This window comes from Rhodococcus sp. Leaf225 (assembly GCF_001426145.1).
In the GTDB taxonomy this organism is placed as follows: Bacteria; Actinomycetota; Actinomycetes; order Mycobacteriales; family Mycobacteriaceae; genus Rhodococcoides.
Window position 1 is genome coordinate 538577 of sequence record NZ_LMRN01000009.1, and the last position, 22227, is coordinate 560803.

A 22227-nucleotide genomic window follows, 5' to 3' on the forward strand; every position below is an offset into this window, starting at 1 on the left:
CGGTCGGGGAGACCATCACAGGGAGTGGATGATGACCGTGTCGATCCAGAGCGACGGCGTCGGAGCCGTGACGAACCACGATGTGGCGGGCCACGGTGTGACGGGTTCCAGGAGCCGTGTCCACGGCACCTCGGCTCGGGGAACCGACTACGCCGGCGTGCACGTCGTGTACCTCGGTCACCGATCGGCGGTGGTCACGGCAGCGATGCGCCTGATCCTGCCCGGCGCCGAGGTGACCTTCGTCGAGGCGGATCGTCTGCACGAGCTGTCCGTCGACGGTGAGGCGATCGTCCTGATGGACGGGTCGCACGACCCGGCCGACGTCCCCGCTCTCCTCGAGGCCGCGGCGCGCCGCAGTGTCGGCATGGTGGTGGGATCGCGCAGCACGACGGGTGGTCGAGACGGATCGTCCGCGCTGCGTCGCGTGGGCACGAGAGTGGCGAACGCGCTGATCCGGCACACCGCAGACCTGCCGCTGCGCGATGTCACCTCCAGCTTCCGCGTGTACACGGGCGACGCCTGGCGATCTATCGACGGCGCCGCGGCGCTTCGCGGAGGTCTCCTCCCGTCCCTCGTCACCTCCGCCCACGCCGTGCACCATCAGCGCTGGATCATTGCCGAGGTGCCGGTGAGCACGCGGCCGCTGTCGGGCACTGCGCGACCGAACGTCGGATCACTCCTGCGCACGGTCGTCGTTCTCGCGAGGCGCCGCCGGGCCTAGAGTCGTCCGGGTGACCGAACCCGACACCGAGGTGCGCTCTCAGCAGGGGCTGGACCGCATCGTGTTCTTCTCCGACGCGGTGGTGGCGATCGCCATCACGCTCGTCGTGCTCCCCCTCGTGGACAGTGCCCGGGACACCCCGGAGGGTGCGGGAGCGTTCCTGCGGGAGAACGGCTACGCACTCGTGGCCGCGGGCATCAGTTTCGCGGTCATCGCGGGGTTCTGGCGCGATCATCACGCGCTCTTCACTCGTGTCACGGGGTACGACGATGTCGTCGTGCGGCTCAACCTCCTGTGGCTCGCCGGCATCGTACTTATGCCCGTGGCGACCGTGCTGGAGGTCGCGGCTCCCCACGGGGACCCGTTGTCGGTGGGGCTGTACCTCGGGGTCATCGCCGTGACCATGATCGTGTCCCGTCTCCTCGCAGCACGCGTGCGCGCTGCGGGCTTCCTGCGTGGAGATCTGCGTCCCGGCGCGCGCGGCGCGGCGGTGCCCTGGGTTCCGGTCGTTCTGTTCCTGGTGGTCTCCGCGGTGGCGCTGCTCGTCCCGTCGGTGGGCCTCTACGCACTGCTCGCGATGCTGTTCGCCCCGTTGCTCTCTCGCGCGCTGGCCGGGGGTGCGCGGTGACAGCGCTGTGGGAGCAGCACACCTGCCTGCCGCTGTACGCGGACACCGACATCACCGAACTGGCGCGGTACGAGGCGGGGAGTTACCTCTCCGTCAACGTCGGCTACTCGCCCCACACGAAGGCGTCGGCGACGGAGTTGGCCACGACGTGGAGTGCGCGGGCACTCGCGGACGGTCGCTTCCTTCCGGCCCGGAGCGTGGCCGACATCGACGAGGCCCGACGACGGGGACTGCGTGCCCTCGCCTTCGACCTCGAGGACTCCGCTCCTCTGGACGGCGACCTCGACAACGTGCGCTACTTCGTCGAACTGGGCGTGCGCTCGATGCTGCCCACCTACAACCATGCGAACGCCGCGGGATGCGGATGCCTCGACGCCGTCGACACGGGTCTCACCGCCCACGGACGCGACCTGATCCGGGCGATGAACGAGGCGGGCATGGCAGCGGACGGGTCGCACTGTTCCCGGCGGACGGGGCTCGACATCGCCGCGACGACGTCCCGGCCGATGATCTACAGTCACTCCAATTTCGCTGCGCTGTGGGAACATCCGCGGAACATCACCGACGAGCAGGCGCGTGCGTGCGCCGACACCGGCGGCGTGGTCGGCATCAACGGGGTGGGCATCTTCCTCGGCGTCAACGAACCCGAACGTCGCGCGGATCGGGTGCGCGCCATGGCCGACCACGTCGAGTACGGAGTCGACCTTGTCGGGATCGATCACATCGGTGTCGGCAGCGACTACTCCTTCGACCACGAGGACTTCAACACCGAGTTGGCACTCCACCCCGAGGCGTTCTCCGAGGAGTACACGAGATACGGGGCACTACAATGGGTTCCGCCCGAGGACACCCACACGCTCCCGGCCGTGCTCGCCGAGCGCGGCTGGGACGAGAGTGCGGTGGCAGCTGTGTTCGGCGGCAACTTCCGCCGCGTGGCCGACGCCGTGTGGACCTGACGCCGGCTGGACCCGACCCTGTCAGGCGGGCGTCAGGCGGAAGATCGGAAACTGTCGCCCCTCCGCCGTCGTCGTGTACTCGAGGAAGCCGGGGGACGCCGAGGTGAACTTCGCCCAGTGAGTCTCCCATTCGTCGTCGGGCACCTCGGTGACGTCGACGGCGATGGTGCGTACGGTCGCGTCGTCGCCGGGGACCTCCATGTCGATGCGTGGGTGAGCCCGGAGGTTGTGCACCCATGCGGGATCCTTCACCGCCCCCGCCGCGGAGCCCACCACCAACCAGGTGCCGTTCTCGGAGATCGCGAAGAGCGGGTTGAGCCGCACCTCGCCGCTGCGTGCACCGATCGAGTGCAGCACCACGAGGTTGTCGCCGAACCCGGCTGTCGCCACGTGTCCACCGTTGTCGCGGAACTCCGCGATGACCATCGAGTTGAAGTCGCTCATGGTGGTCATTCTGGTGTCCTCGTCGTCGCGACGACCATCGATCCGGAATAACGATTCGACACACCCGTTGCACCAGAGGAGCGGGGCGCCCGCGGGTGGCTTCACCCACCCCGTCCTGGGGTACTCCGCGCACACGAGCACGAACTCGGATCACGAACAACGAACAGGAGTTCACGCACATGAGCCACGTTCCTTCCCTCTCCCTCAACGACGGCCGGTCCATCCCCCAGCTGGGTTTCGGCGTCTTTCAGATCGAGCCGAAGAAGACCGCCGATGCCGTCCGCACCGCGATCGAGGTGGGCTACCGCCACCTGGACACCGCGCAGATGTACGGCAACGAGAAGGAGACCGGCCAGGGAGTGAAGGACTCGGGCGTCTCCCGTGACGACGTCTGGATCACCAGCAAGCTGAACAACGGCTTCCACCGCCCCGACGACGCCCGTCGCTCGTTCGACGAGACACTCGAGAAGTTGGGCACCGACTACATCGACCTGTTCCTCATCCACTGGCCGCTGCCGACGCAGTACGACGGTGACTACGTCTCCACCTGGAAGGTGCTCGAGGAGTTCACGAAGGACGGACGGGCGCGCAGCATCGGTGTCTCGAACTTCCAGGTGCCGCACCTCGAGAAGTTGGCGCAGGAGACCGAGACCGTCCCGTCGGTCAACCAGATCGAGGTCCACCCGTACTTCTCGAACTACCAGGTGCGCGCGTACGGCGCGGAGCACGGCATCGCCACCGAGGCGTGGTCACCCATCGCGCAGGGCAAGGTTCTCGGTGACCCCGAGCTCGAGCGCATCGCGAAGGACGTCGGCAAGACCACCGCGCAGGTCACCCTCCGCTGGCACATCCAGCGCGGCGACATCATCTTCCCGAAGTCGGTCACGCGCGAGCGCGTCGAGGCGAACTTCGACATCTTCGACTTCGAACTCGACGACCGTCAGATCGCCGACATCTCGGCGCTGGACAAGGGTGAGGACGGCCGCACCGGCCCGAACCCCGACACGTTCGACATGATCCCCGACTGAGTAGAGCCGCTGAAATAAAGACACGAAAGGTCCGGTTACCAGCCAGTAGCCGGACCTTTCGATGTGTGTCCGGATCGACGGGACTAAGGTGGACAACCGTGACCTCACACTATGACGTCGTCGTTCTCGGAGCCGGACCCGGTGGGTACGTCGCAGCCATCCGCGCGGCGCAGCTGGGCCTGAAAACCGCCATCATCGAGCAGAAGTACTGGGGCGGTGTCTGCCTCAACGTGGGCTGCATCCCGTCCAAGGCTCTGCTGCGCAACGCCGAACTGGCGCACCTGTTCACCAAGGAAGCCAAGCAGTTCGGCATCTCCGGTGACGTGTCGTTCGACTTCGGCGCTGCCTACGATCGCAGCCGCAAGGTCGCGGACGGTCGCGTCAAGGGCATCCACTTCCTGATGAAGAAGAACAAGATCGACCAGCTCGACGGCAAGGGGTCGTTCACCGACGCCAACACCATCGAGGTGGAGTTGACGAAGGGTGGCAGTGAGACCGTCACCTTCGACAACGCGATCATCTCCACCGGCAGCACCACGAAGCTGCTGCCCGGAACGTCGCTGAGCGAGAACGTCGTGACGTACGAGGAGCAGATCATGACGAAGGAGCTCCCGGGCTCCATCCTCATCGTCGGCGCGGGCGCCATCGGCATGGAGTTCGGGTACGTCCTGAAGAATTACGGCGTCGACGTCACCATCGTCGAGTTCCTCGATCGCGCGCTCCCGAACGAGGACGAGGACGTCTCCAAGGAGATCGCCAAGCAGTACAAGAAGCTCGGCGTGAAGATCATGACCGGCGCCGCGGTGCAGAGCATCGACGACGACGGCAGCAAGGTCACCGTCGCGATCAAGAACAACAAGAGCGGCGAGACCGAGACGGTCACCGTCGACAAGGTCATGCAGTCCGTCGGATTCGCTCCTCGTGTCGAGGGATTCGGGCTCGACAAGACGGGCGTCGAGGTCACCGATCGCGGGGCCATCGCCATCGACTCGGTCATGCGCACCAACGTGCCGCACATCTACGCGATCGGTGACGTGACGGCGAAGCTGCAGCTCGCCCACGTCGCCGAGGCACAGGGTGTCGTGGCGGCCGAGACCATCGGCGGCGCCGAGACGCTTCCCATCGACGATTACCGCTTCATGCCGCGCGCGACCTTCTGCCAGCCCCAGGTGGCCAGCTTCGGTCTCACCGAGCAGCAGGCCAAGGACGCCGGCCACGACATCAAGGTCGCGACGTTCCCCATGACGGCGAACGGCAAGGCACACGGACTCGGCGATCCCACCGGCTTCGTCAAGCTCATCGCCGACACGAAGCACGGCGAGCTGCTCGGCGGGCACCTCATCGGACCCGACGTCTCGGAGCTCCTCCCGGAGCTGACGCTCGCGCAGAAGTGGGATCTGACGGCCACCGAACTCGCGCGCAACGTGCACACGCACCCGACGCTGTCCGAGGCACTGCAGGAGGCCATCCACGGCCTCGCAGGGCACATGATCAACTTCTGATCTTCCGACGAGAACACCCCGGCCGCTCACGAGCGACCGGGGTGTTCTCGTCTGTGCAGCTACTGGTAGTCGCGGGGGATGCGCAGTGTCGTGATCGTGGTGGCGAGTCCGTCGTACTGGGTCACCAGCAGCACGAACTCGATGAGCGATCGGGACGACCAGACGGTCGTCAGCTCGGTCCACGTGGCGTCGGACAGATCGCGCGTCGACACCAGCTCGTCCACCGCCCGCAGGATCAGGGCGGTCCGACTGTCGAGACCCGGAGCGTCGGGACCGGCGGCGATGGCGTCGGCGAGGGCGTCGTCGATGCCGGCGCGCGCGCCCAGACGGAGGTGATGGTCCTGTTCGTACCGGCAGTCGCGGAGTGCGGCGACCCGCAGGATCACCGTCTCGGTGTCCTTGCGGGGCAACCCACCGAACGGCATCAGGCGGCCGCTGTAGAACAGCCAGGCGCGGAACAGGCCGCCCGTCTGTCCCAGAGTGGAGAACAGGTGCATGTCGCCGGTGCGGGTGACCGCGCCGGCCAGTCGGGCGATGCCCCAGTTGACGGGACGCAGCGAGCGGAGGGTGGCCGGAGGGGTGCGGTGTCCTGTCACGTCGCTGAGGCTAACACCCGAGTCGTCCGCCTCTCGGTGATCTGATGTCAAGAAGTCTTGACACCTAATGACAAGTGGAGTTGACTCGGATCATGGTCGTGACGAACCGGGTGCGGGAGTTCCGTAAGTCGTCGCGCCTGACCCAGGCGGAACTGGGGCGGGCGTGCGGAGTGAGCCGGCAGTCGATCGTCTCGGTCGAGGGTGGCGACTATTCGCCCAGCGTGTACCTGGCCCTGAAGCTGGCGGGAGCGCTCGACTCGACGGTCGAGGATCTCTTCCCGCTCACCCCCGATGATCGGCTCGAACCTGAGGAGGAATCGACATGAGCATCTTCACCTCGTCAATGCGAATGGTCGGCGATCTGGACAGCGAGTTCTATGACGACGAGCGTCAGAGAGACGTGTGGAACGAGGCAGCCGCCGTGGGTCTGCAATTGCACATCTTCGGCGGGCTGATCGCCGCCGCCGTCCTCCCATGGGTTGCCGGTCCGACAGGTGCGTGGATCGCGTTGGGCATCATCGTCTTCGGTGCGGTCGTGAACTACGCGACCATCGGGTACGCCAAGTCCAAGAACGTCGACCTGTTCGCAGAGTCGCGGTGGTTCACGGCGCGTGCCAACGTGACTGCCGCGTTGATGCTCGTCGCATTCGTCGGCATCGGCGTGACGCTCGCTCCCGACAAGTACCTGCCGAGCCGCGCGGGAGCCGACACGTGGGCGGGCCTGGTGGTCGGGGGGATCGTCGGCGGCGGAGCGGTGGCGCTGATGATCCGGCGCAGCCGCCGTCGCAAGCAGCAGTTCGAGACCGAAGAGGACTGAGTCAGCGAATGGTGTACGGCGACACCGAGCTTCGATGTTCGTCGATGTCGAGTTCCTTGCCCAGCGGCGGGAACGCACGCTGCGGGCAGTGGGCACGCTCGCACACGCGGCATCCGGCGCCGATCGGCGTCGCCACGGAGGATCCGTCCAACTCCAGGCCGTCGGCGTAGACCAACCGATTTCCGTGACGCACTTCGCATCCCAGACCGATGGCGAAGGTCTTGCCGGGTTCGCCGTAGCGCGCCGCTCGCCGCTCCACCGTGCGCGCGATCCACAGGTAGCGCCGACCGTCGGGCATCTCGGCGATCTGGGTCATGATCTTGCCCGGGTAGGCGAACGTCTCGTACACGTTCCACAGCGGGCACGTGCCGCCGCTCGACGAGAAGTGGAACCCGGTGGCCGACTGGCGTTTGGACATGTTGCCGGCACGGTCGACCCGGACGAACGAGAACGGGACCCCGCGGAGCGACGGCCGCTGCAGCGTCGAGAGCCGGTGACAGATGGTCTCGTAACTCACCGCGTAGTAGGCGGAGAGTCGTTCGATGTCGTACCGGAAATCCTCCGCCACCTCGTGGAAGCGCGCGTACGGAAGCACGGTCGCCGCGGCGAAGTAGTTGGCGAAGCCGAGTCGTGCGAGTGCCCGCGACTCCGCGCCGGTGAAGCCCCCGTCCTCGACCATGCTGCGGATCAGGTCGCCGTTCTCCAGGTACGCGAGTTCGGCCGCGAAGCGGAACACCTTCTGGCCGGCCGACAGTCGCGGGGAGATCTCGAGAACACGGGTCCGCGCGTCGAAGCGGTGCAGGACGTTCTCGCCCAGGTCGATGCGCTCGATGACCTGGACGTCGTACAGATTGCGGAGCCGTTTGGCTATCTCGGCCGCGACGTCCGCCCGGTGGAAACGCAATCGGTTCGCCAGGTCCTCGGCCGCACGATCGAGTGCGTCGAGGTAGTTCTGGCGTTGGTAGAAGTAGTCGCGGACCTCCTCGTGCGGTTTCGAGATGGATCCGCTGCCGCTGCCGTCGGCGAAGCGGTCCTCGGTCGCCGCCGCGAGTTGGGCGGTGGTGTTGCGGTACCGGCGATGCATGGTGACCATCGCTCGCGCCATCGCCGGGTGGTCGGCCACGAGTTCGGCCAGCTCGTCGATGTCCGCGTCGACTCCGACGTCCTGGTCCAGGGTCACCTCGCGGAGTTCGGCGACGAGCCTCGTGTCGTCCTGGGTGGAGAAGAACGTGGTGTCGACTCCGAACACTGCGGTGATGCGCGTCAACACCGCTGACGACAGCGGTCGGACGTCGTGCTCGATCTGGTTGAGGTAGCTGGCCGAGATCGCGAGCTGCTTGGCGAGCGCCGCTTGGCTCAACCCTCGCTCGACCCTCAGTTGGCGAAGCCGGCCGCCGACGTAGGTCCGTGCCATGCGGACAGTCTAGGACGCCCCCGGCATTACCCCGTCTTTGCCAGGTCCTTGCAGGTGAGACGGGTTTCAGGTCTGGTCTGTCACACACGGGCGCGCCGGGGAAGACGGGCGCACACTGGGCGTTGCAGGGGGCAGATGTGCAGTGCACGTGAGAGACGACTGTGAGGAGAAGCGAGATGGCCCACTCGGTACGACAGGAAATCGCCCGCGACGCGGTGGTGCTGGTGGCAGGCACCGTTCTGGTGTTGTCGACGCTCTGGCTCCCGGTGCCCCACCGCAGCGAGGTGGCCGGCGCCATCCTCGTGCTGGGTCTGCTGGCGGCATTCTCGGCGCTGTGGGCCATGGGCAGTGCATCGCGCTCGAGCCATTGGGCCCACGTCGTACTCGGTGTCGTGCTGGCGACGTCACCCGTCGTCCTCGCATTCCCCGCCGGTGCGAGCACGGCGGACTACTACGCGCTCGTCGGCGGCGTCGTGATCGCGGCGATGGGTGTCCTGGGAGTGCTGACCGAGCGTCGTCGGGTCGCCGCGACAGCCTGACGCACCAGAAAACAGTACGAACGTACGGTGACGGTGGTCACAGCCGGCCGCGGGCGACGCCGGGAGTGAGCGTGTCGCACGGCGATCTCGTCGGTGTTCGGCATTGCGTGCATTTCGTTCCCGAACTGCGGTTATCAGGTTACTGACGGGTACGGAGCCGCCACGACACTCGCGATGTTCTTCGCAATATTCGCAGAACGCGCGTACTGCTTAGCGTAGATTTACAGTCTCAGCAGGTAGACACCACTTTTTCTCTGTGCCATCGTGGGGTCGTACATCCGATATGCCTGGCAAGCCTGCGAAGCACGAGCACGCTGCCGACGCAGACGCAACAGAGACGGAGCTTTTCGATGTCGACCACCGGCACACCGAAGACCACGGAAGAGATCCAGAAGGACTGGGACACCAATCCCCGCTGGAAGGGCGTCACCCGCAACTTCACCGCACAGCAGGTGTCCGACCTGCAGGGCAGCGTCGTGGAGGAAGCCACGCTCGCGCGTCGCGGCTCGGAGATCCTCTGGGATCTCGTGAACAACGAGGACTACATCAACTCGCTGGGCGCCCTCACCGGCAACCAGGCCGTGCAGCAGGTGCGCGCCGGCCTCCAGGCCATCTACCTCTCCGGCTGGCAGGTCGCCGGTGATGCCAACCTCTCCGGCCACACCTACCCGGACCAGAGCCTCTACCCGGCCAACTCGGTTCCGAGCGTCGTGCGCCGCATCAACAACGCTCTTCTGCGCGCCGACGAGATCGCCAAGGTCGAGGGTGACTCGTCCGTGAAGAACTGGCTCGCGCCCGTCGTCGCGGACGCCGAGGCCGGCTTCGGTGGCGCGCTCAACGCCTACGAGCTGCAGAAGGCCATGATCGCGGCCGGCGCCGCAGGCGTGCACTGGGAGGACCAGCTCGCCTCGGAGAAGAAGTGCGGCCACCTCGGTGGCAAGGTGCTCATCCCCACCCAGCAGCACATCCGCACCCTGACCTCCGCGCGTCTCGCGTCGGACGTGGCCGACGTGCCGTCCGTCATCATCGCCCGCACCGACGCCGAGGCAGCCACGCTGATCACCTCGGACGTCGACGAGCGCGACCAGGAGTTCCTGGACGGAACCCGCACCGCCGAGGGCTTCTTCGGCGTGAAGAACGGCATCGAGCCCTGCATCGCCCGTGCGAAGGCCTACGCCCCGTACGCCGACCTCATCTGGATGGAGACCGGCGTGCCGGATCTCGAGGTCGCCAAGAAGTTCTCCGAGTCGGTCCGCAGCGAGTTCCCCGACCAGCTGCTCGCCTACAACTGCTCGCCCTCCTTCAACTGGAAGGCGCACCTGGACGACGCGACCATCGCGAAGTTCCAGAAGGAGCTCGGCGCGATGGGCTTCAAGTTCCAGTTCATCACCCTCGCCGGCTTCCACTCGCTCAACTACGGCATGTTCGATCTGGCGCACGGCTACGCCCGCGAGGGCATGACGGCGTTCGTCGACCTGCAGGAGCGCGAGTTCAAGGCAGCCGAGGAGCGGGGCTTCACCGCCATCAAGCACCAGCGTGAGGTCGGCGCCGGCTACTTCGACCGTATCGCCACCACCGTCGACCCCAACACGTCGACCGCAGCCCTGAAGGGCTCCACCGAAGAGGGCCAGTTTCATTAACCCCCACTCGGCGCTTTCTGCGCACTAGTCAGGCGGCTCGCAGCTTTCGTTGCGGGCCGCCTGTCTCGTATCTGCGGGCTTCGCCCGTGCCTGAGCAGAGTTACCCCCGTCTCACCCTCTCGCGTTGTCGCGCAGGGAGTCCCATTTCGAAGGAGTTTTCGTGGCCGTGGACAAGATCGAACGTGTCGGGATCGTCGGCGCCGGACAGATGGGGGCCGGAATCGCCGAGGTGTGCGCACGCGCCCACGTCGACGTGATCGTGTTCGAGCAGACACGGGAACTGGCTGCCGCGGGCAAGGCGCGCATCCTGAAGTCGCTCGACCGCGGCGTCAGCAGCGGCAAGATCACCGAGCGCGAACGTGAGCAGGCCGCCGCACGGTTGACCTTCACGTCCCAGCTGTCCGACTTCGCCGATCGCGAGATCGTCGTCGAGGCCGTGCTCGAGGACGAGGGGATCAAGACGGCCCTCTTCGTCGAGCTCGACAGGGTGGTCACGGATCCCGACGCGGTGCTCGCCTCCAACACCTCGTCGATCCCGATCATGAAGCTCGGCGTGGCCACGACCCGCCCCGAGCGGGTCATCGGCATGCACTTCTTCAACCCGGTGCCGGTTCTGCCTCTCGTGGAACTCATCTCGTCGCTGAAGACGTCCGATGCCGTCCTGGCACGCGCGGAACGTTTCGCGGCGGACGTCCTCGGCAAGCAGGTCGTCCGCGCGGCGGACAGGTCCGGCTTCGTCGTCAACGCTCTGCTGGTGCCGTACCTCCTCTCGGCGATCCGCATGGTCGAGTCGGGCTTCGCCACGCGCGACGACATCGACAAGGCCACGGTGCTGGGCCTCGCGCATCCCATGGGCCCGCTCGCACTGTCGGACCTCATCGGGCTCGACACCGTGAAGTCGATCGCCGACTCGATGTACGCCGAGTACAAGGAACCGCTGTACGCGCCGCCGCCTCTCCTGCTCCGCATGGTCGAGGCCGGCCTGCTGGGCAAGAAGACCAGTGCCGGGTTCTACGAGTACGTCAACGGTCGCATCGCGACCTAGTCCGGGGCCCGATGTTTGTCAGGCGTCACTGAACTCCCGAGAAACCGACTCGATCCCCGTTCTGCCGCGCTAGTTTTCAGCGCGGCGCACCACCTGCGTCCGACTGACTCGAGACGTACGGGGGGATCGACATGGCGCGCAGCATGCCGCTCGTCTCCCGCGTCACCACCGGCACCCGCACGCTGGGTCGTTTCGCCGACCTCGTGGTCGCTGCGTTCGGCCACCTGGTGCGGGACCTGGTGGGCCTGCGCTTCGCCTGGCGCGAGTTCCTCGACCAGGCGTGGTTCATGGTCACGGTCACCGTGCTTCCCGCCGTTCTCGTCTCGGTGCCGTTCGGCGTCATCGTCTCGGTCCAGGTGGGCAGCCTGACCAATCAGATCGGTGCCACGTCCATCGCGGGCGCCGCGGGCGGCCTCGGAGTCATCCGCCAGGGAGCGCCCATCGTGACCGCGCTGTTGCTGGGCGGCGCAGCAGGATCCGCGATCGCGGCCGATCTCGGTGCCCGCACGGTGCGCGAGGAGATCGACGCGATGCGCGTCATGGGCATCGACCCGGTGCGTCGGCTCGCGACTCCCCGGCTCGCCGCCATGCTCGTCGTCGCACCGCTGCTGTGCTCGCTGGTCATCTTCATGGGTCTGGTGTCCGGGTACGTCGTCAACGTCGGGTTCCAGGGCGGTACGCCGGGCAGCTACCTGTCCTCCTTCGCGTCCTTCGCCTCGACCACCGATCTGGTCGTCGCGATGGTGAAGGCCGAGATCTTCGGCATCATCGTGGTTCTCGTCGCGTGCCAGCGCGGATTCGAGGCCACGTCGGGCCCTCGCGGTGTCGCGAACGCGGTGAACGCCTCGGTCGTCGTCGGTGTGCTGTCGGCCTTCATCGTCAACGTCCTCGCCACCCAGTTGGTGTCGATGTTCCTTCCGCAGCGGCTCGGGTGACGCCATGACCGTCGCCCGCTACACCCCGCCCGGCACCGCGCCGCTCGTCCGCGGCGGCAAGCGCATCGCTCGCGTACCGCTCGGGCTGGTCGAGCACCTCGGGCATCAGCTCACCTTCGTGTGGCAGGTGCTCGTCGCGATCCCGCACACCCTGCGTGCCTACCGGCGCCAGACCATGATCGTGCTCACCGACATCACCTGGGGCAGCGGTAATCTCGTGGTCGGCGGCGGTACCGTCTCGGTGCTGGTCATCCTCGGCGTGGCCGTGGGGTCGTCCATCGGGATCGAGGGTTACAACGCCCTGAATCTCGTCGGCATGGGTCCTCTCACGGGCTTCATCTCGGCCTACGCCAGCACGCGGGAACTCGCCCCGATGATCGCCGCGATCGGGTTCGCCTCCCAGGCGGGATGCCGCATGACGGCGGAGATCGGTGCGATGCGCATCTCCGAGGAGATCGACGCGCTCGAGGTGGTGGGGATCCGCTCGATCCCGTTCGTCGTCACCACGCGCGTCATCGCCGGCGTGGTCACGATCATCCCGCTGTACCTGCTCACGCTGATCCTGAGCTACGTCTCGTGTGCGTTCATCGTCGCCGCGTTCGGCGATCAGTCGTCGGGGACGTACGACCACTACTTCTCGGCGTTCCTGCAGCCGTCGGATTTGCTGTACTCGCTGCTCAAGGCCACCATCTTCGTCGGCGCCGTCATCATGATCCACGGCTACCAGGGCTACTACGCGACGGGCGGACCCGAGGGTGTCGGCCGTGCGTCTGGCCGCGCGATCCGCGCGTCGCTCATCGTCATCGTCGTCCTCGACATGATCCTCACCGTGGTCATCTGGGGAGTCGACGTCGGCATCAGGATCTCGGGGTAGGGGATCATGGCAGTCTTCGACGATCTGTCCCGCAGATCCGCGGGCCCTCGCTCGCTCCGGGTACGTGGCCTCGTGGTGGCCGTCGTGCTCGTGGTCCTCGGCGTGGTGCTCGGCAAGTACGCCACCGGTGACTTCGAGTCCCGTTTCGATCTCACGATCGACAGCACCGCCGTCGGTGACGGCCTCGCGGTCGGGTCGGACATCAAGTACCGCGGACTCCCCATAGGCCGTGTCGACGAGATCGAGCCGCTCGGGTTCGGATCGCAGCGAGTGCACGCCCACATCGAGCCGGCCGTCGCCTCGGTCCTGACCGACGACGTCACCGCGCGGTTCTCCTCCGCGACGGTCTTCGGAGCGACGGTCATCGAATTGTACTCGGAGGGAGAGGGATCCCCGCTGCGCGAGGACACCGTCCTGGCGCTGGGCGACGACACCGAGACGGCGACGGTCACCGGCGTCTTCCGCCGACTCGCCGATCTGACCGACGTGCTGGACGCGGACAACACCGAGCGGGTGCTCGACCTGGCGTCGCGCGTGTCGTCGGAGTTCGGCGACAGCCTGAAGCCCTTCTTCGACACCGCGCAGATGATGGCCGAGACCCAGCGTGCGCCGCTCGCCTGGAAGCTGCACCGCGGTGGTGAGTTGGCGGACGGGCTGGGCGCCTCCATCGGACCGGTCACCGACGTGATCGACCAGGTCGTCACCAGCAGTGAGTACTTCGAGAATCCGGAGAACAGTGCGCGGGCGATCAAGGCCATGTCCGGACTCGGATCCGGCCTCTCGATCCCACTGGGAGATCTGTTGCGCGACAACGGTCCGTACCTCCGCCCGCTGCTCGACACCCTGCTGGACGTGTTGCTGCCGGTGGCGCTCTCGGCGGGAACGCTCGCGCCGGCATACCAGCGTGTGCCCGACGTGATCTCCGGCGTCGAGGACGCTTTCCCGAACGTCGACGGCCGGACCCAGCTGCAACTTCAGGTGATCGTGAAGAACATGCCCGCCATGGCCGGTCCGGCGGAAGCCTTCGCGGCGCGACTGGGCGGTGTGCTGTGACGCGCTCGTCGGTGGTGGGGACGCCGGTGGCGACCCTGGTGAAGCTCGGTGCGTTCGCGCTCGTGGCCGTGTTGTGTCTCGTCCTCGTGGGCGGCGCGCTGAACAACGGCGGCGGCGACGACCGGTCGACGTTCGACGCGCGTTTCGACGACGTCTCCGGTCTCTACGCCGGTGACGACGTCCGCCTCTCGGGCGTGCTCGTGGGGTCGGTGAACGACATCGAACTCGACGGGAACCGGGCCAGGGTGTCCTTCGAGGTCGACTCCGACCGGCCGGTGCTCACGACCACGAAAGCTGCTGTGCGCTACCAGAACCTGCTGGGTCAGCGGTATCTCGAGCTCATCAGCACCGACGACTCGGGATCCGAGTTGGCACCGGGGTCCTCGCTGGCGGACGACATGACCGTGCCGTCGTTCGACATCACGACGCTCTTCGACGGGTTCCAGCCCATCTTCGAGACCATCGACACCGACCAGGTGAACCGGTTCGCGCAGAACGTACTCGATCTCGTGCAGGGCGACGGGTCGGGCCTCGGGCCGGTCCTGCGCGACCTGGACGGGCTGACCACCTATGCCTCGCAGCGCGAGGACCTCATCGTGCTCCTCATCCGCAACCTGGGCGCCATCTCCGGTGTGGTGGCCGAGCGCTCGGAGCAACTGGGTCGACTGTTCGCCGAACTCGACCGCGTGGTGTCGACGTTCGCCGACAGGGCCGACACCCTGCTCTCGTCCGTCGACGACATCAATTCCGGTCAGGGACCGTTCATCTCGATCGGAGAGCAGTTGCGCGACACCTACGACTCCGAGTATGGCCCGGTGGATTCGGCGTTCAGGCGGCTCGTACCGGGAGCTCAGCAACTGGTGGACCTGCTCGCGATGGTGCCCAGTCTGCTGCGCGGTGTCGGCCAGACGGTGCGCAACGCCCCCGAGGGGCAGGTCTCCGCGTGCTCGGCCGGCGACACCGAGATTCCCGGCATCGGCTCGGTCGTGCTCGGAACCCAGCGCCTGGTGGTGTGCCGATGAGCTCCGTGCGTCAGGGAAGCCAGACCGTCTGGGGAATCGTGGGCGTGCTCGCGCTCGTCGTCGCCGTGGTGGCCGCCGTCGTCGTGTACTCGCTTCCCATCGGGCATCGCACGTACACAGCGGCATTCGAGACGACCGGCGGAGCGCACGCCGGGGACGACGTCCGCATCGCCGGTATCTCGGTGGGATCGGTGACGTCGATGAAGCTGGACGGCGACCACGTCCAGGTGGCCTTCGAGGTGGACGAGAACGTCGAACTGGGCGACGCGACGTCGCTCGGGGTGCGCCTGCTGACGCCGGTGGGGGGCCACTACTTCTCGCTGACTCCCGGCGGTACCGGAGAGCTGCAGGACGGGGAGATCCCGCTCGAGCACACCCGCGTGCCGTTCTCGCTGTCCGACACGGTCGAGGCGGCGACACCGATCCTCCGCGATCTGGACGGAACGTCGTTGCGGCAGAACATCGCCGAGATCGATCGGGCCGTGCAGGCTCAGCCGGAGTCGATCCGTGACATCACCACGACCCTGACGTCCATGACCGGTGCGATCGCCGATCGCCAGGACGATCTCGACCGGAGCCTCGACGTGGCCGACGAGTACATCGGCGAACTGGCGACCGATCGCGAGATCCTGCTGGGGCTGCTGAAGCAGATCGGCATCATCACCTCCAAGCTGGGCGCGAAGCGCGCCGACGTCGCCGCGGCCGCCGACAAGCTCTACCGGCTGTTCTCGCTCCTGCACCGACCGATCATGGCGCTCGACGAGGGGCTCGGCCCCACGATCGACGAGGTCGAGAATCTCGTGGCGTCGCTGAAGGAGCGCACGGGGTCCATCGACGACGCGATCTCCGCGGGCCGCGAGTTCTCCGAGTCCATGGCCGGCCTTCTCGACACCGGCGCCGGGCCCGTCATCGACCGCAGTGCCGCCGTCGTCACCGGATCGACGCTGTGTGTCCCGGTTCCCGGAAAGGTGTGCTGACGTGGCCGCTCGCAGCAAGGTGGTGGCAGTGGCCGTCGCCGCCGTCGTCCTGGTCGGCGCCGGGACCGCGGCGTCGTCCGCAGCCCAGCTCGTCGGGACCCCGCGCTCGGATCTGTGCGCCGAGATGACCGATTCGGTCGGTCTCTACGAGGGGAACGACGTCACGCTCCTCGGCATCCCCGTGGGCGAGGTGACCGGCATCGAGCCTCGCGGCGACCACGTCCGGGTCACGATGTCCGTCGAGGACTCGCTCACGTTGCCGGCCGACGTGGGTGCGGTGACGATGTCGGACTCCATCGTCACCGATCGCCGGCTCGAACTGACCACGCCGTATCGCGACGGCGTGCCCCTCGATCGCGACGAGTGCATCCCGCTCGAGCGCACCCGCACCCCCATCGGGATCAGCGACACCCTCGAGGCGGTGAACAAGCTCGGCGCGGAGCTTCTCGGAACGACGTCGACGACCGATCCGGACAACCCGCGGCCGCCGGACGAGGAGATTCTCGGCGACACCCTGCGCTCGCTCGACACCGCACTCGACGGCAGCGGGGAGCAACTCGGGACCGCGCTGTCCCAGGTCTCCGATCTGGTCGGCAATCCGGCGAACAAGGACACCCAGGTGCGCCGCATGGTCGACAACGTCGACACGCTGACGGCGACCCTGGTGGACCGGTGGCCGGACATCACCCTGCTGATCGAGAACCTGAAGCAGGGGCTCGGGGCCGCGGGCGACTTCTCGGAGCGGTTCGCCCAGGCGATCGACCTGACGGTCGAGTTTCTCCCCGTCCTCGAGAAGACGCTGCCGAAGTTCGCACCCACGCTCTACCGCGTGCTCGACGTCGTCGTCCCGATCGTGGCGATCATCGTCAGCAGAGTCGGCGACATCGCGAGCATCCTGTCGCGGGTGCCGAAGCAGACGGAACAGCTCGCCTCCCTCCAGGATCCCGACACGCAGGCCGCCCGGCTGACGTTCGCACCTCCGCAGTTCGCGGTGCCCGTCGCGGGTGGGTCCACCGTGAACGTCGATCTGGTCCCGCTCGTGCTCGGATCGGCAGGGTCCCGGTGAAGCGGCTCCTGGCGGCGCTGACCGTGGCGGCCGCGGCAGTGACGGCGTCGGGCTGCGGTGCCTCGATCGCCGACCTGCCCGTGCCGGGCAGTTACGTTCCGGGCCCGACCTACCGGGTCGACATCGAGTTCTCGAGTGTGCTGAATCTGCCGGCGCGGGCCAAGGTGGTCCTCGACGGTGTGGACGTCGGGCTCCTGGAGTCGGTCACCCTCACCGGCTCGACCGCCGTCGCCGCCGTGAACGTCGATCGCACCGTCGCACTGCCGGCGCTCACGCGAGCGGAACTGCGCCAGGGCACGATCCTGGGCGAGATCTACGTCGCGTTGCAGCGTCCGGAGGACGGATCCGACACCTCGGGTGCCACCCTGCAGGACGGCGACGTCATCCCGCTCGAGCGGACGACGCCGGCGGACAACGTCGAAGACGTGCTGCGCGGGCTCTCCGAGGTGGTGGCCGGCGGGCACATCGTCGACTTCCAACGGTCCATCGATCGGTTCAACCGGGCGATCCCGCCGGATCCGGCGACGGTCGACCTGATCAACGACAAGGCCCGAGAGGCGTTGCGGGACCTGGCGACCAACACGACGGAGCTCGACCGCATCCTGGGCGGCGCCGAGGCGGTGACCCGGTCGTTCGCCGAGAAGACGGACACGCTCGACACCATCCTGACGAGTGGTCCGGAACGTGTCGCGGGACTCGCGGACGCCCTGCTGGTCGTGGTAGACGCGCTGATCGATCTGGGGTACATGTCGCGCAACATCGGTGCCGTGATCAACCCGGTGGCGGGAGATCTGCACGACGTGATCGCCACTCTGCAGCCCATGATCCGCACTCTCGCCACGGCCGACCTGACGGCGCCGATGCTGGCGTCCCGCATGGACGCCCTGCTGCGCGAGAAGCTGGTGCCGTTCTTCACGTCGTCGCCGAACGTCCGCATCGCCTCCGTCTCGGGCGACACGCCGGGAGAAGCGCCCGACGGCCTCGATCGGGCCGACGAGATGATTCAGGTTCTGCGATCGATCGGATTCGTGCGATGAGGGGTTCGATCCTGTCCGCGACGGCGCTCGCGGCGGTCGCCGTGCTGGGTGTCGGATACCTGTCGTTGAACGTCCTGGACATCGATCCGCGACGCGACCACGCCGAGATCACCGTGCCGCTCACGACGTCCGGCGGCCTGATCGACACCTCTCAGGTGACGTTGCGAGGATTCGCCATCGGCAGGGTCGAGCGGATCGACGTCGAGGGCGGTGGACTCCGTGCCGTCGTCAGAGTGGATGCCGCGCAGAAGATTCCGGTCGACACCGAGGTGCGGGTCTCGAATCTCTCCGCGGCGGGCGAACAGTTCCTCGACTTCCGTCCGCACTCGGACTCCGGGCCGTACCTGGCGGACGGGGACGTGGTGGACGCGGCGGACGTCTCGGCCGCTCCCAGCGTCAGCGACACCCTCGCGGTCGCCGAGGCACTCACGCGCGAGATCGACACCGATGCGCTGGGCGGCATCGTCGACACGGTCGACACCGCCACGCGGGGCCGGGAGTCGGACATCGACAACGTCGTCGAGGTGCTGCGGCTGCTGTCCCTCACGTTGGCCGACAAGAAGGACGAGATCCGGCGGCTGTATCGCAACCTGCAGGTGCTCGGCGAGAACGCGTACGCCGATGCGCTGGGCCCGCGGCTCGCGGACGCGGTTCCCGAACTGAACGCCTCCGGAGCAGGTCTCGACCACCTGATCGGTTCGTACCAGGACTACTCGTACGTCGGCGAGACCGTGTGGGACGGCGAACTGGCCCGGTTGGTGCCCAAGATCGACGAGTACCTGAGTCAGTTGTCGCCGGACCTCGGCTTCATCGCCACCGTGCTGCGCCCGGTCACACAGCCGATCCGCCCGCTCCGGGTCGATGCCGGCGCCCTGGTGACGATGCTCGAGCAGGTCTTCCCGCGCGGCGGACCGGCTCGGGTGGCCGTGACCCTGCCCGGCAACTGACGTACCCCTCCTGCATCAGACGGACGACGAGAAGGCCATCATGACAACAGAACTCGACACCACCTCGGCCGAGGACGACGCGGCGCCGGACACGGCGGTGCCCGCGGTGTCGTCCCGGACGCGCCTCGTGGCGATCGTCGCCACCGCGGTCGCCGTGCTCGCGACCGTCGCTGCCGTGGTGGCAGGGGTGCAGTGGCAGTCCGCCCACTCCGCCCTGGCCGCGGAACGCGGAGCCGATGCCGACCGCGCCACCGCCGAGAACACGGCGCGGGCGTACACGGAGCGGTCGTTGACCTACGACCACACGGACATCGACGGCTTCTTCGGGGGCGTCGAGGAGGGCACCACCGATGCTCTGCGTGAGCGCTTCGACGGTGTGCGCGAGGTGCTCACGCAGATCATGACCGACTCGCAGGTGGTGGCGTCGGGTCGGGTGAACGCAGCGACGGTCACGGCGAAGGAGGGCGACACCTACACGGTGTCGGTCTTCGCGACCCAGACCACGCAGAACCTGCAGCAGCCCGAACCCGGTGCCGTGCCGACGCTTCTGACGGTGACCGTCGAGCACACCGGCGACGAGTGGTTGGTCTCGGACTACGGAGCCGACACCGGCACGTCCTGATCGCTGCGGCTCAGCCGCCCGGTGACGAACTGGGCTGCGCCGTGGATGCGCTGCTCCACATGCTCGACCCCGCGTTCCCGCAGGACGTCGGTGATGTCGTCGCGTCGGAACATCTCCAGTCCCACGGTGCTCGCTGCCGCGGCGGTGACCGCCCCGACCGGCTGTGGGCCGCGCCGCACCGTCGTCATGAGCGCGATGCGGCCGCCCGGTCGCAGCACCCGGATCATCTCGTCGAGGACCCGGTACGGCTCCGGCACCAGGTACAGCGCGGCGTAGCAGCACACCGCGTCCACGGCGTCGTCCTCGAACGGGATCTCTCGCGCGTCCCCGAGCAGGTAGGCGACGTGCTCGTCGTCGTCGGTGTCCGCCGACGCGCGGGCGATCATCGGCTCCGACGCGTCCAGGCCGATCACGAGAGGCTCCGACACGTCGAGCCCGGTCACGAGAGGCCGACCGTGCGCTCCGGTGAGCATGGCCTCGGCCAGCGATCGCGAGAAGTTGCCGGGTCCGCACGCGACGTCCAGGACGACCGACACGTCGGGGAACACGAGACCGAGGTCACGCACCGCGTAGGCCCGCTGTTCCTCCACGGAGGGCCCGCCGGCGCCCATCCACAGGCGGAACAGAGGCCGCCACGCGCGTTCGTAGACGGCCGCGAGGGGGGAGAAGGTCATCAGGCGCCCGGCGACGGACGATGCGGAGGCGGGGGACGCCTCTCGCGCTGTGGAGTCCGTCACCCGGACGTCGAGCACTCCGCGCATCGGCGACGACGCGTCGACACCCGTTCGGAGCAGTTCTCGGGTCCGCCGTACCGCGGGTGTCTCGGCCATACCGACCACGCTAGCGCGACCACGCCCACGGCGGTGCGGACGTTGCTACTGTGACCGACGGGGTCCGGTCGGACCCGTTCGCGTACAGGGGAGGACGTCACGTCATGGCTTCGATCACGGTGCCCACCATCGCTGGAATCGGTCTCGCTGCAACAGGTGCCGCGCACTTCGTGGCGCCCGACGCCTTCCGCTCGATCACCGAGCCGGCGTTCCCGAAGGACACTCGTACGTGGACCTACCGCAACGGTGCGTCGGAGCTCGTGATCGGCACCGCCATCGCCGTCCCGGCCACGCGCAAGGTCGGTCTCGTCGCGCTCGCGGGGTACCTCGGCTTCCTCGGGTACCGGATGGCCACCGCTCGCTGATCCGTCGCCGGGGACGAACCGGACATGGTTTACGAGTCAACGATGCACGGGTAGACATGTGTACATGTCCACAGCAACCGCATACGCCGCCACCGCACCCGACGCACCGCTCGAGAAGACCACCATCGAGCGACGAGAGCTCGGTCCGAACGACATCCTGATCGACGTCAAGTTCGCCGGTATCTGCCACTCGGACATCCACACCGCCCGCAACGAGTGGGGCGGCACCACGTACCCCGTCGTCCCCGGCCACGAGATCGCCGGCATCGTCGCCGAGGTCGGTTCCGACGTCACCAGCCGCAAGGTCGGCGATCGCGTCGGCGTCGGCTGCTTCGTCGACTCCTGCGGCACCTGTGAGGCCTGCAAGGACGGCGACGAGCAGTACTGCACCAAGGGCGTCGTCCAGACGTACAACTCGAATACCTACGAGGGTGAGTTCACCCACGGTGGCTACTCGACGCAGATCGTCGTCACCGAGAAGTTCGTGCTGGGCATCCCCGAGGGCGTCGAGCTCGACGTCGCCGCGCCGCTGCTGTGCGCCGGCATCACCCTCTACTCGCCGCTGAAGCACTGGGGCGCGGGCCCCGACAAGAAGGTCGCCATCATCGGCATGGGCGGACTGGGCCACGTCGGCGTCAAGATCGCCCACGCGCTCGGCGCTCACGTCACCGTGCTCAGCCAGACGCTGAGCAAGGAGGAGGACGGCAAGCGACTCGGAGCCGACGAGTACTACGCCACGAAGGACACCACCGCGCTGAAGGACCTGCGCGGCAAGTTCGACCTCATCCTCAACACCGTCTCCGCGAACCTGCCGATGGGCGACTACCTCGGCCTGCTCGCCCGCAACGGCACGCTCGTCGAGTTGGGCGTTCCCGAGAAGCCCCTCGAGGTCCCGGCCTTCAACCTGCTGGCGAACCGTCGTTCGTTCGCGGGCTCCATGGTCGGCGGCATCGCCGAGACCCAGGAGATGCTGGACTTCTGCGCCGAGCACCACATCGGCGCCGAGATCGAGGTCATCTCCGGCGACCAGATCAACGAGGCGTACGACCGCGTCGTCAAGTCGGACGTGCGCTACCGCTTCGTGATCGACACCGCCACCCTCTGATCCACAGGCGCAGCGCCACAGCTGCGAACACCACCTTCGGGCGCCGACCTCGCGGTCGGCGCCC

At 67.5% G+C, this 22227-nt stretch carries 25 protein-coding genes; 21 read left to right on the forward strand and 4 right to left on the reverse strand.

What is annotated here, in order from left to right:
- The first annotated feature begins 31 nt into the window (after window positions 1-31).
- Genes ASG69_RS06900 through ASG69_RS06910 form a run of 3 tightly spaced genes read left to right on the forward strand, consistent with a single transcriptional unit; the run spans window position 32 to window position 2305 of the window.
- A complete protein-coding gene (locus ASG69_RS06900; RefSeq protein ID WP_155957054.1) occupies window positions 32-721 on the forward strand; it encodes a hypothetical protein in 690 nt (229 codons plus the stop codon).
- Between the two features lie 10 nt (window positions 722-731).
- Window positions 732-1349 (forward strand): TMEM175 family protein, encoded by a 618-nt coding sequence (locus tag ASG69_RS06905; RefSeq protein ID WP_056441512.1) that lies wholly within the window; start codon window positions 732-734, stop codon window positions 1347-1349.
- Entirely contained in the window at window positions 1346-2305 is a 960-nt protein-coding gene (locus ASG69_RS06910; RefSeq protein ID WP_027506297.1) for a dipeptidase, read from the forward strand. Before ASG69_RS06905 ends, ASG69_RS06910 begins: the two co-directional genes overlap by 4 nt.
- A gap of 21 nt (window positions 2306-2326) precedes the next feature.
- On the opposite strand, the gene ASG69_RS06915 is transcribed toward ASG69_RS06910, so the two are convergent.
- The gene (locus ASG69_RS06915; RefSeq protein WP_027506298.1) at window positions 2327-2749 is read right to left on the reverse strand and encodes a nitroreductase/quinone reductase family protein; all 423 of its coding nucleotides are present in this window, start codon (window positions 2747-2749) and stop codon (window positions 2327-2329) included.
- Between the two features lie 179 nt (window positions 2750-2928).
- On the opposite strand from ASG69_RS06915, the gene ASG69_RS06920 reads away from it, so the two are divergent.
- Window positions 2929-3777, forward strand: coding sequence for an aldo/keto reductase (locus ASG69_RS06920; RefSeq protein ID WP_056441514.1), 849 nt, complete (start codon window positions 2929-2931; stop codon window positions 3775-3777).
- Window positions 3778-3875: 98 nt separating this feature from the next.
- Window positions 3876-5279: a dihydrolipoyl dehydrogenase gene (gene lpdA / locus ASG69_RS06925; protein WP_027506300.1), complete on the forward strand. Its 1404-nt coding sequence runs from the start codon at window positions 3876-3878 to the stop codon at window positions 5277-5279.
- Between the two features lie 59 nt (window positions 5280-5338).
- Here lpdA and ASG69_RS06930 read toward each other — a convergent pair whose 3' ends face one another.
- Window positions 5339-5875 (reverse strand): carboxymuconolactone decarboxylase family protein, encoded by a 537-nt coding sequence (locus tag ASG69_RS06930; protein ID WP_027506301.1) that lies wholly within the window; start codon window positions 5873-5875, stop codon window positions 5339-5341.
- A 92-nt stretch (window positions 5876-5967) separates the two neighbouring features.
- On the opposite strand from ASG69_RS06930, the gene ASG69_RS06935 reads away from it, so the two are divergent.
- Both ASG69_RS06935 and ASG69_RS06940 read left to right on the forward strand, forming a co-directional pair.
- The gene (locus tag ASG69_RS06935; RefSeq protein ID WP_027506302.1) at window positions 5968-6201 is read left to right on the forward strand and encodes a helix-turn-helix transcriptional regulator; all 234 of its coding nucleotides are present in this window, start codon (window positions 5968-5970) and stop codon (window positions 6199-6201) included.
- The gene (locus ASG69_RS06940) at window positions 6198-6692 is read left to right on the forward strand and encodes a hypothetical protein (protein ID WP_027506303.1); all 495 of its coding nucleotides are present in this window, start codon (window positions 6198-6200) and stop codon (window positions 6690-6692) included. Before ASG69_RS06935 ends, ASG69_RS06940 begins: the two co-directional genes overlap by 4 nt.
- A 1-nt stretch (window position 6693) precedes the next feature.
- On the opposite strand, the gene ramB is transcribed toward ASG69_RS06940, so the two are convergent.
- Complete coding sequence (ramB, locus tag ASG69_RS06945) at window positions 6694-8106, reverse strand: acetate metabolism transcriptional regulator RamB (protein ID WP_027506304.1); 1413 nt, start codon at window positions 8104-8106, stop codon at window positions 6694-6696.
- Window positions 8107-8282: 176 nt separating this feature from the next.
- On the opposite strand from ramB, the gene ASG69_RS06950 reads away from it, so the two are divergent.
- From ASG69_RS06950 to ASG69_RS07005, 12 genes are all read left to right on the forward strand, one after another.
- A complete protein-coding gene (locus ASG69_RS06950) occupies window positions 8283-8645 on the forward strand; it encodes an SPW repeat domain-containing protein (RefSeq protein WP_037186125.1) in 363 nt (120 codons plus the stop codon).
- Window positions 8646-8995: 350 nt separating this feature from the next.
- The gene (gene aceA / locus ASG69_RS06955; protein ID WP_027506305.1) at window positions 8996-10285 is read left to right on the forward strand and encodes an isocitrate lyase; all 1290 of its coding nucleotides are present in this window, start codon (window positions 8996-8998) and stop codon (window positions 10283-10285) included.
- A 160-nt stretch (window positions 10286-10445) separates the two neighbouring features.
- Window positions 10446-11330: a 3-hydroxybutyryl-CoA dehydrogenase gene (locus tag ASG69_RS06960; protein WP_082544301.1), complete on the forward strand. Its 885-nt coding sequence runs from the start codon at window positions 10446-10448 to the stop codon at window positions 11328-11330.
- Between the two features lie 131 nt (window positions 11331-11461).
- Window positions 11462-12265 (forward strand): MlaE family ABC transporter permease, encoded by an 804-nt coding sequence (locus ASG69_RS06965; protein ID WP_051613460.1) that lies wholly within the window; start codon window positions 11462-11464, stop codon window positions 12263-12265.
- A 4-nt stretch (window positions 12266-12269) separates the two neighbouring features.
- On the forward strand, window positions 12270-13139 hold the full coding sequence (locus ASG69_RS06970; RefSeq protein WP_056441517.1) for an MlaE family ABC transporter permease: 870 nt from the start codon (window positions 12270-12272) through the stop codon (window positions 13137-13139).
- 6 nt (window positions 13140-13145) lie between these two features.
- Entirely contained in the window at window positions 13146-14192 is a 1047-nt protein-coding gene (locus ASG69_RS06975; protein ID WP_056441520.1) for an MlaD family protein, read from the forward strand.
- A complete protein-coding gene (locus ASG69_RS06980) occupies window positions 14189-15214 on the forward strand; it encodes an MCE family protein (RefSeq protein WP_235578873.1) in 1026 nt (341 codons plus the stop codon). The genes ASG69_RS06975 and ASG69_RS06980 overlap by 4 nt, the downstream gene beginning before the upstream one ends.
- A complete protein-coding gene (locus tag ASG69_RS06985; protein ID WP_156380447.1) occupies window positions 15211-16191 on the forward strand; it encodes an MlaD family protein in 981 nt (326 codons plus the stop codon). The genes ASG69_RS06980 and ASG69_RS06985 overlap by 4 nt, the downstream gene beginning before the upstream one ends.
- Before the next feature lies 1 nt (window position 16192).
- Entirely contained in the window at window positions 16193-17257 is a 1065-nt protein-coding gene (locus ASG69_RS06990) for an MCE family protein (protein ID WP_056441526.1), read from the forward strand.
- Window positions 17254-18294 (forward strand): MlaD family protein, encoded by a 1041-nt coding sequence (locus ASG69_RS06995; protein WP_056441530.1) that lies wholly within the window; start codon window positions 17254-17256, stop codon window positions 18292-18294. The genes ASG69_RS06990 and ASG69_RS06995 overlap by 4 nt, the downstream gene beginning before the upstream one ends.
- Entirely contained in the window at window positions 18291-19241 is a 951-nt protein-coding gene (locus ASG69_RS07000; protein WP_056441533.1) for an MlaD family protein, read from the forward strand. Before ASG69_RS06995 ends, ASG69_RS07000 begins: the two co-directional genes overlap by 4 nt.
- A gap of 40 nt (window positions 19242-19281) precedes the next feature.
- Window positions 19282-19863: a hypothetical protein gene (locus ASG69_RS07005; RefSeq protein WP_056441535.1), complete on the forward strand. Its 582-nt coding sequence runs from the start codon at window positions 19282-19284 to the stop codon at window positions 19861-19863.
- Here the strand turns inward: ASG69_RS07005 and ASG69_RS07010 are convergent.
- Window positions 19836-20693, reverse strand: a complete 858-nt coding sequence (locus ASG69_RS07010; protein WP_235578874.1) for a class I SAM-dependent methyltransferase — start codon at window positions 20691-20693, stop codon at window positions 19836-19838. The two genes, ASG69_RS07005 and ASG69_RS07010, sit on opposite strands and share 28 nt — an antisense overlap.
- 104 nt (window positions 20694-20797) lie before the next feature.
- Here ASG69_RS07010 and ASG69_RS07015 point away from each other — a divergent pair, with 104 nt between their 5' ends.
- A complete protein-coding gene (locus ASG69_RS07015; protein ID WP_027506312.1) occupies window positions 20798-21058 on the forward strand; it encodes a hypothetical protein in 261 nt (86 codons plus the stop codon).
- A gap of 64 nt (window positions 21059-21122) precedes the next feature.
- The gene (locus ASG69_RS07020) at window positions 21123-22163 is read left to right on the forward strand and encodes an NAD(P)-dependent alcohol dehydrogenase (RefSeq protein ID WP_056442294.1); all 1041 of its coding nucleotides are present in this window, start codon (window positions 21123-21125) and stop codon (window positions 22161-22163) included.
- Window positions 22164-22227: the final 64 nt, after the last annotated feature.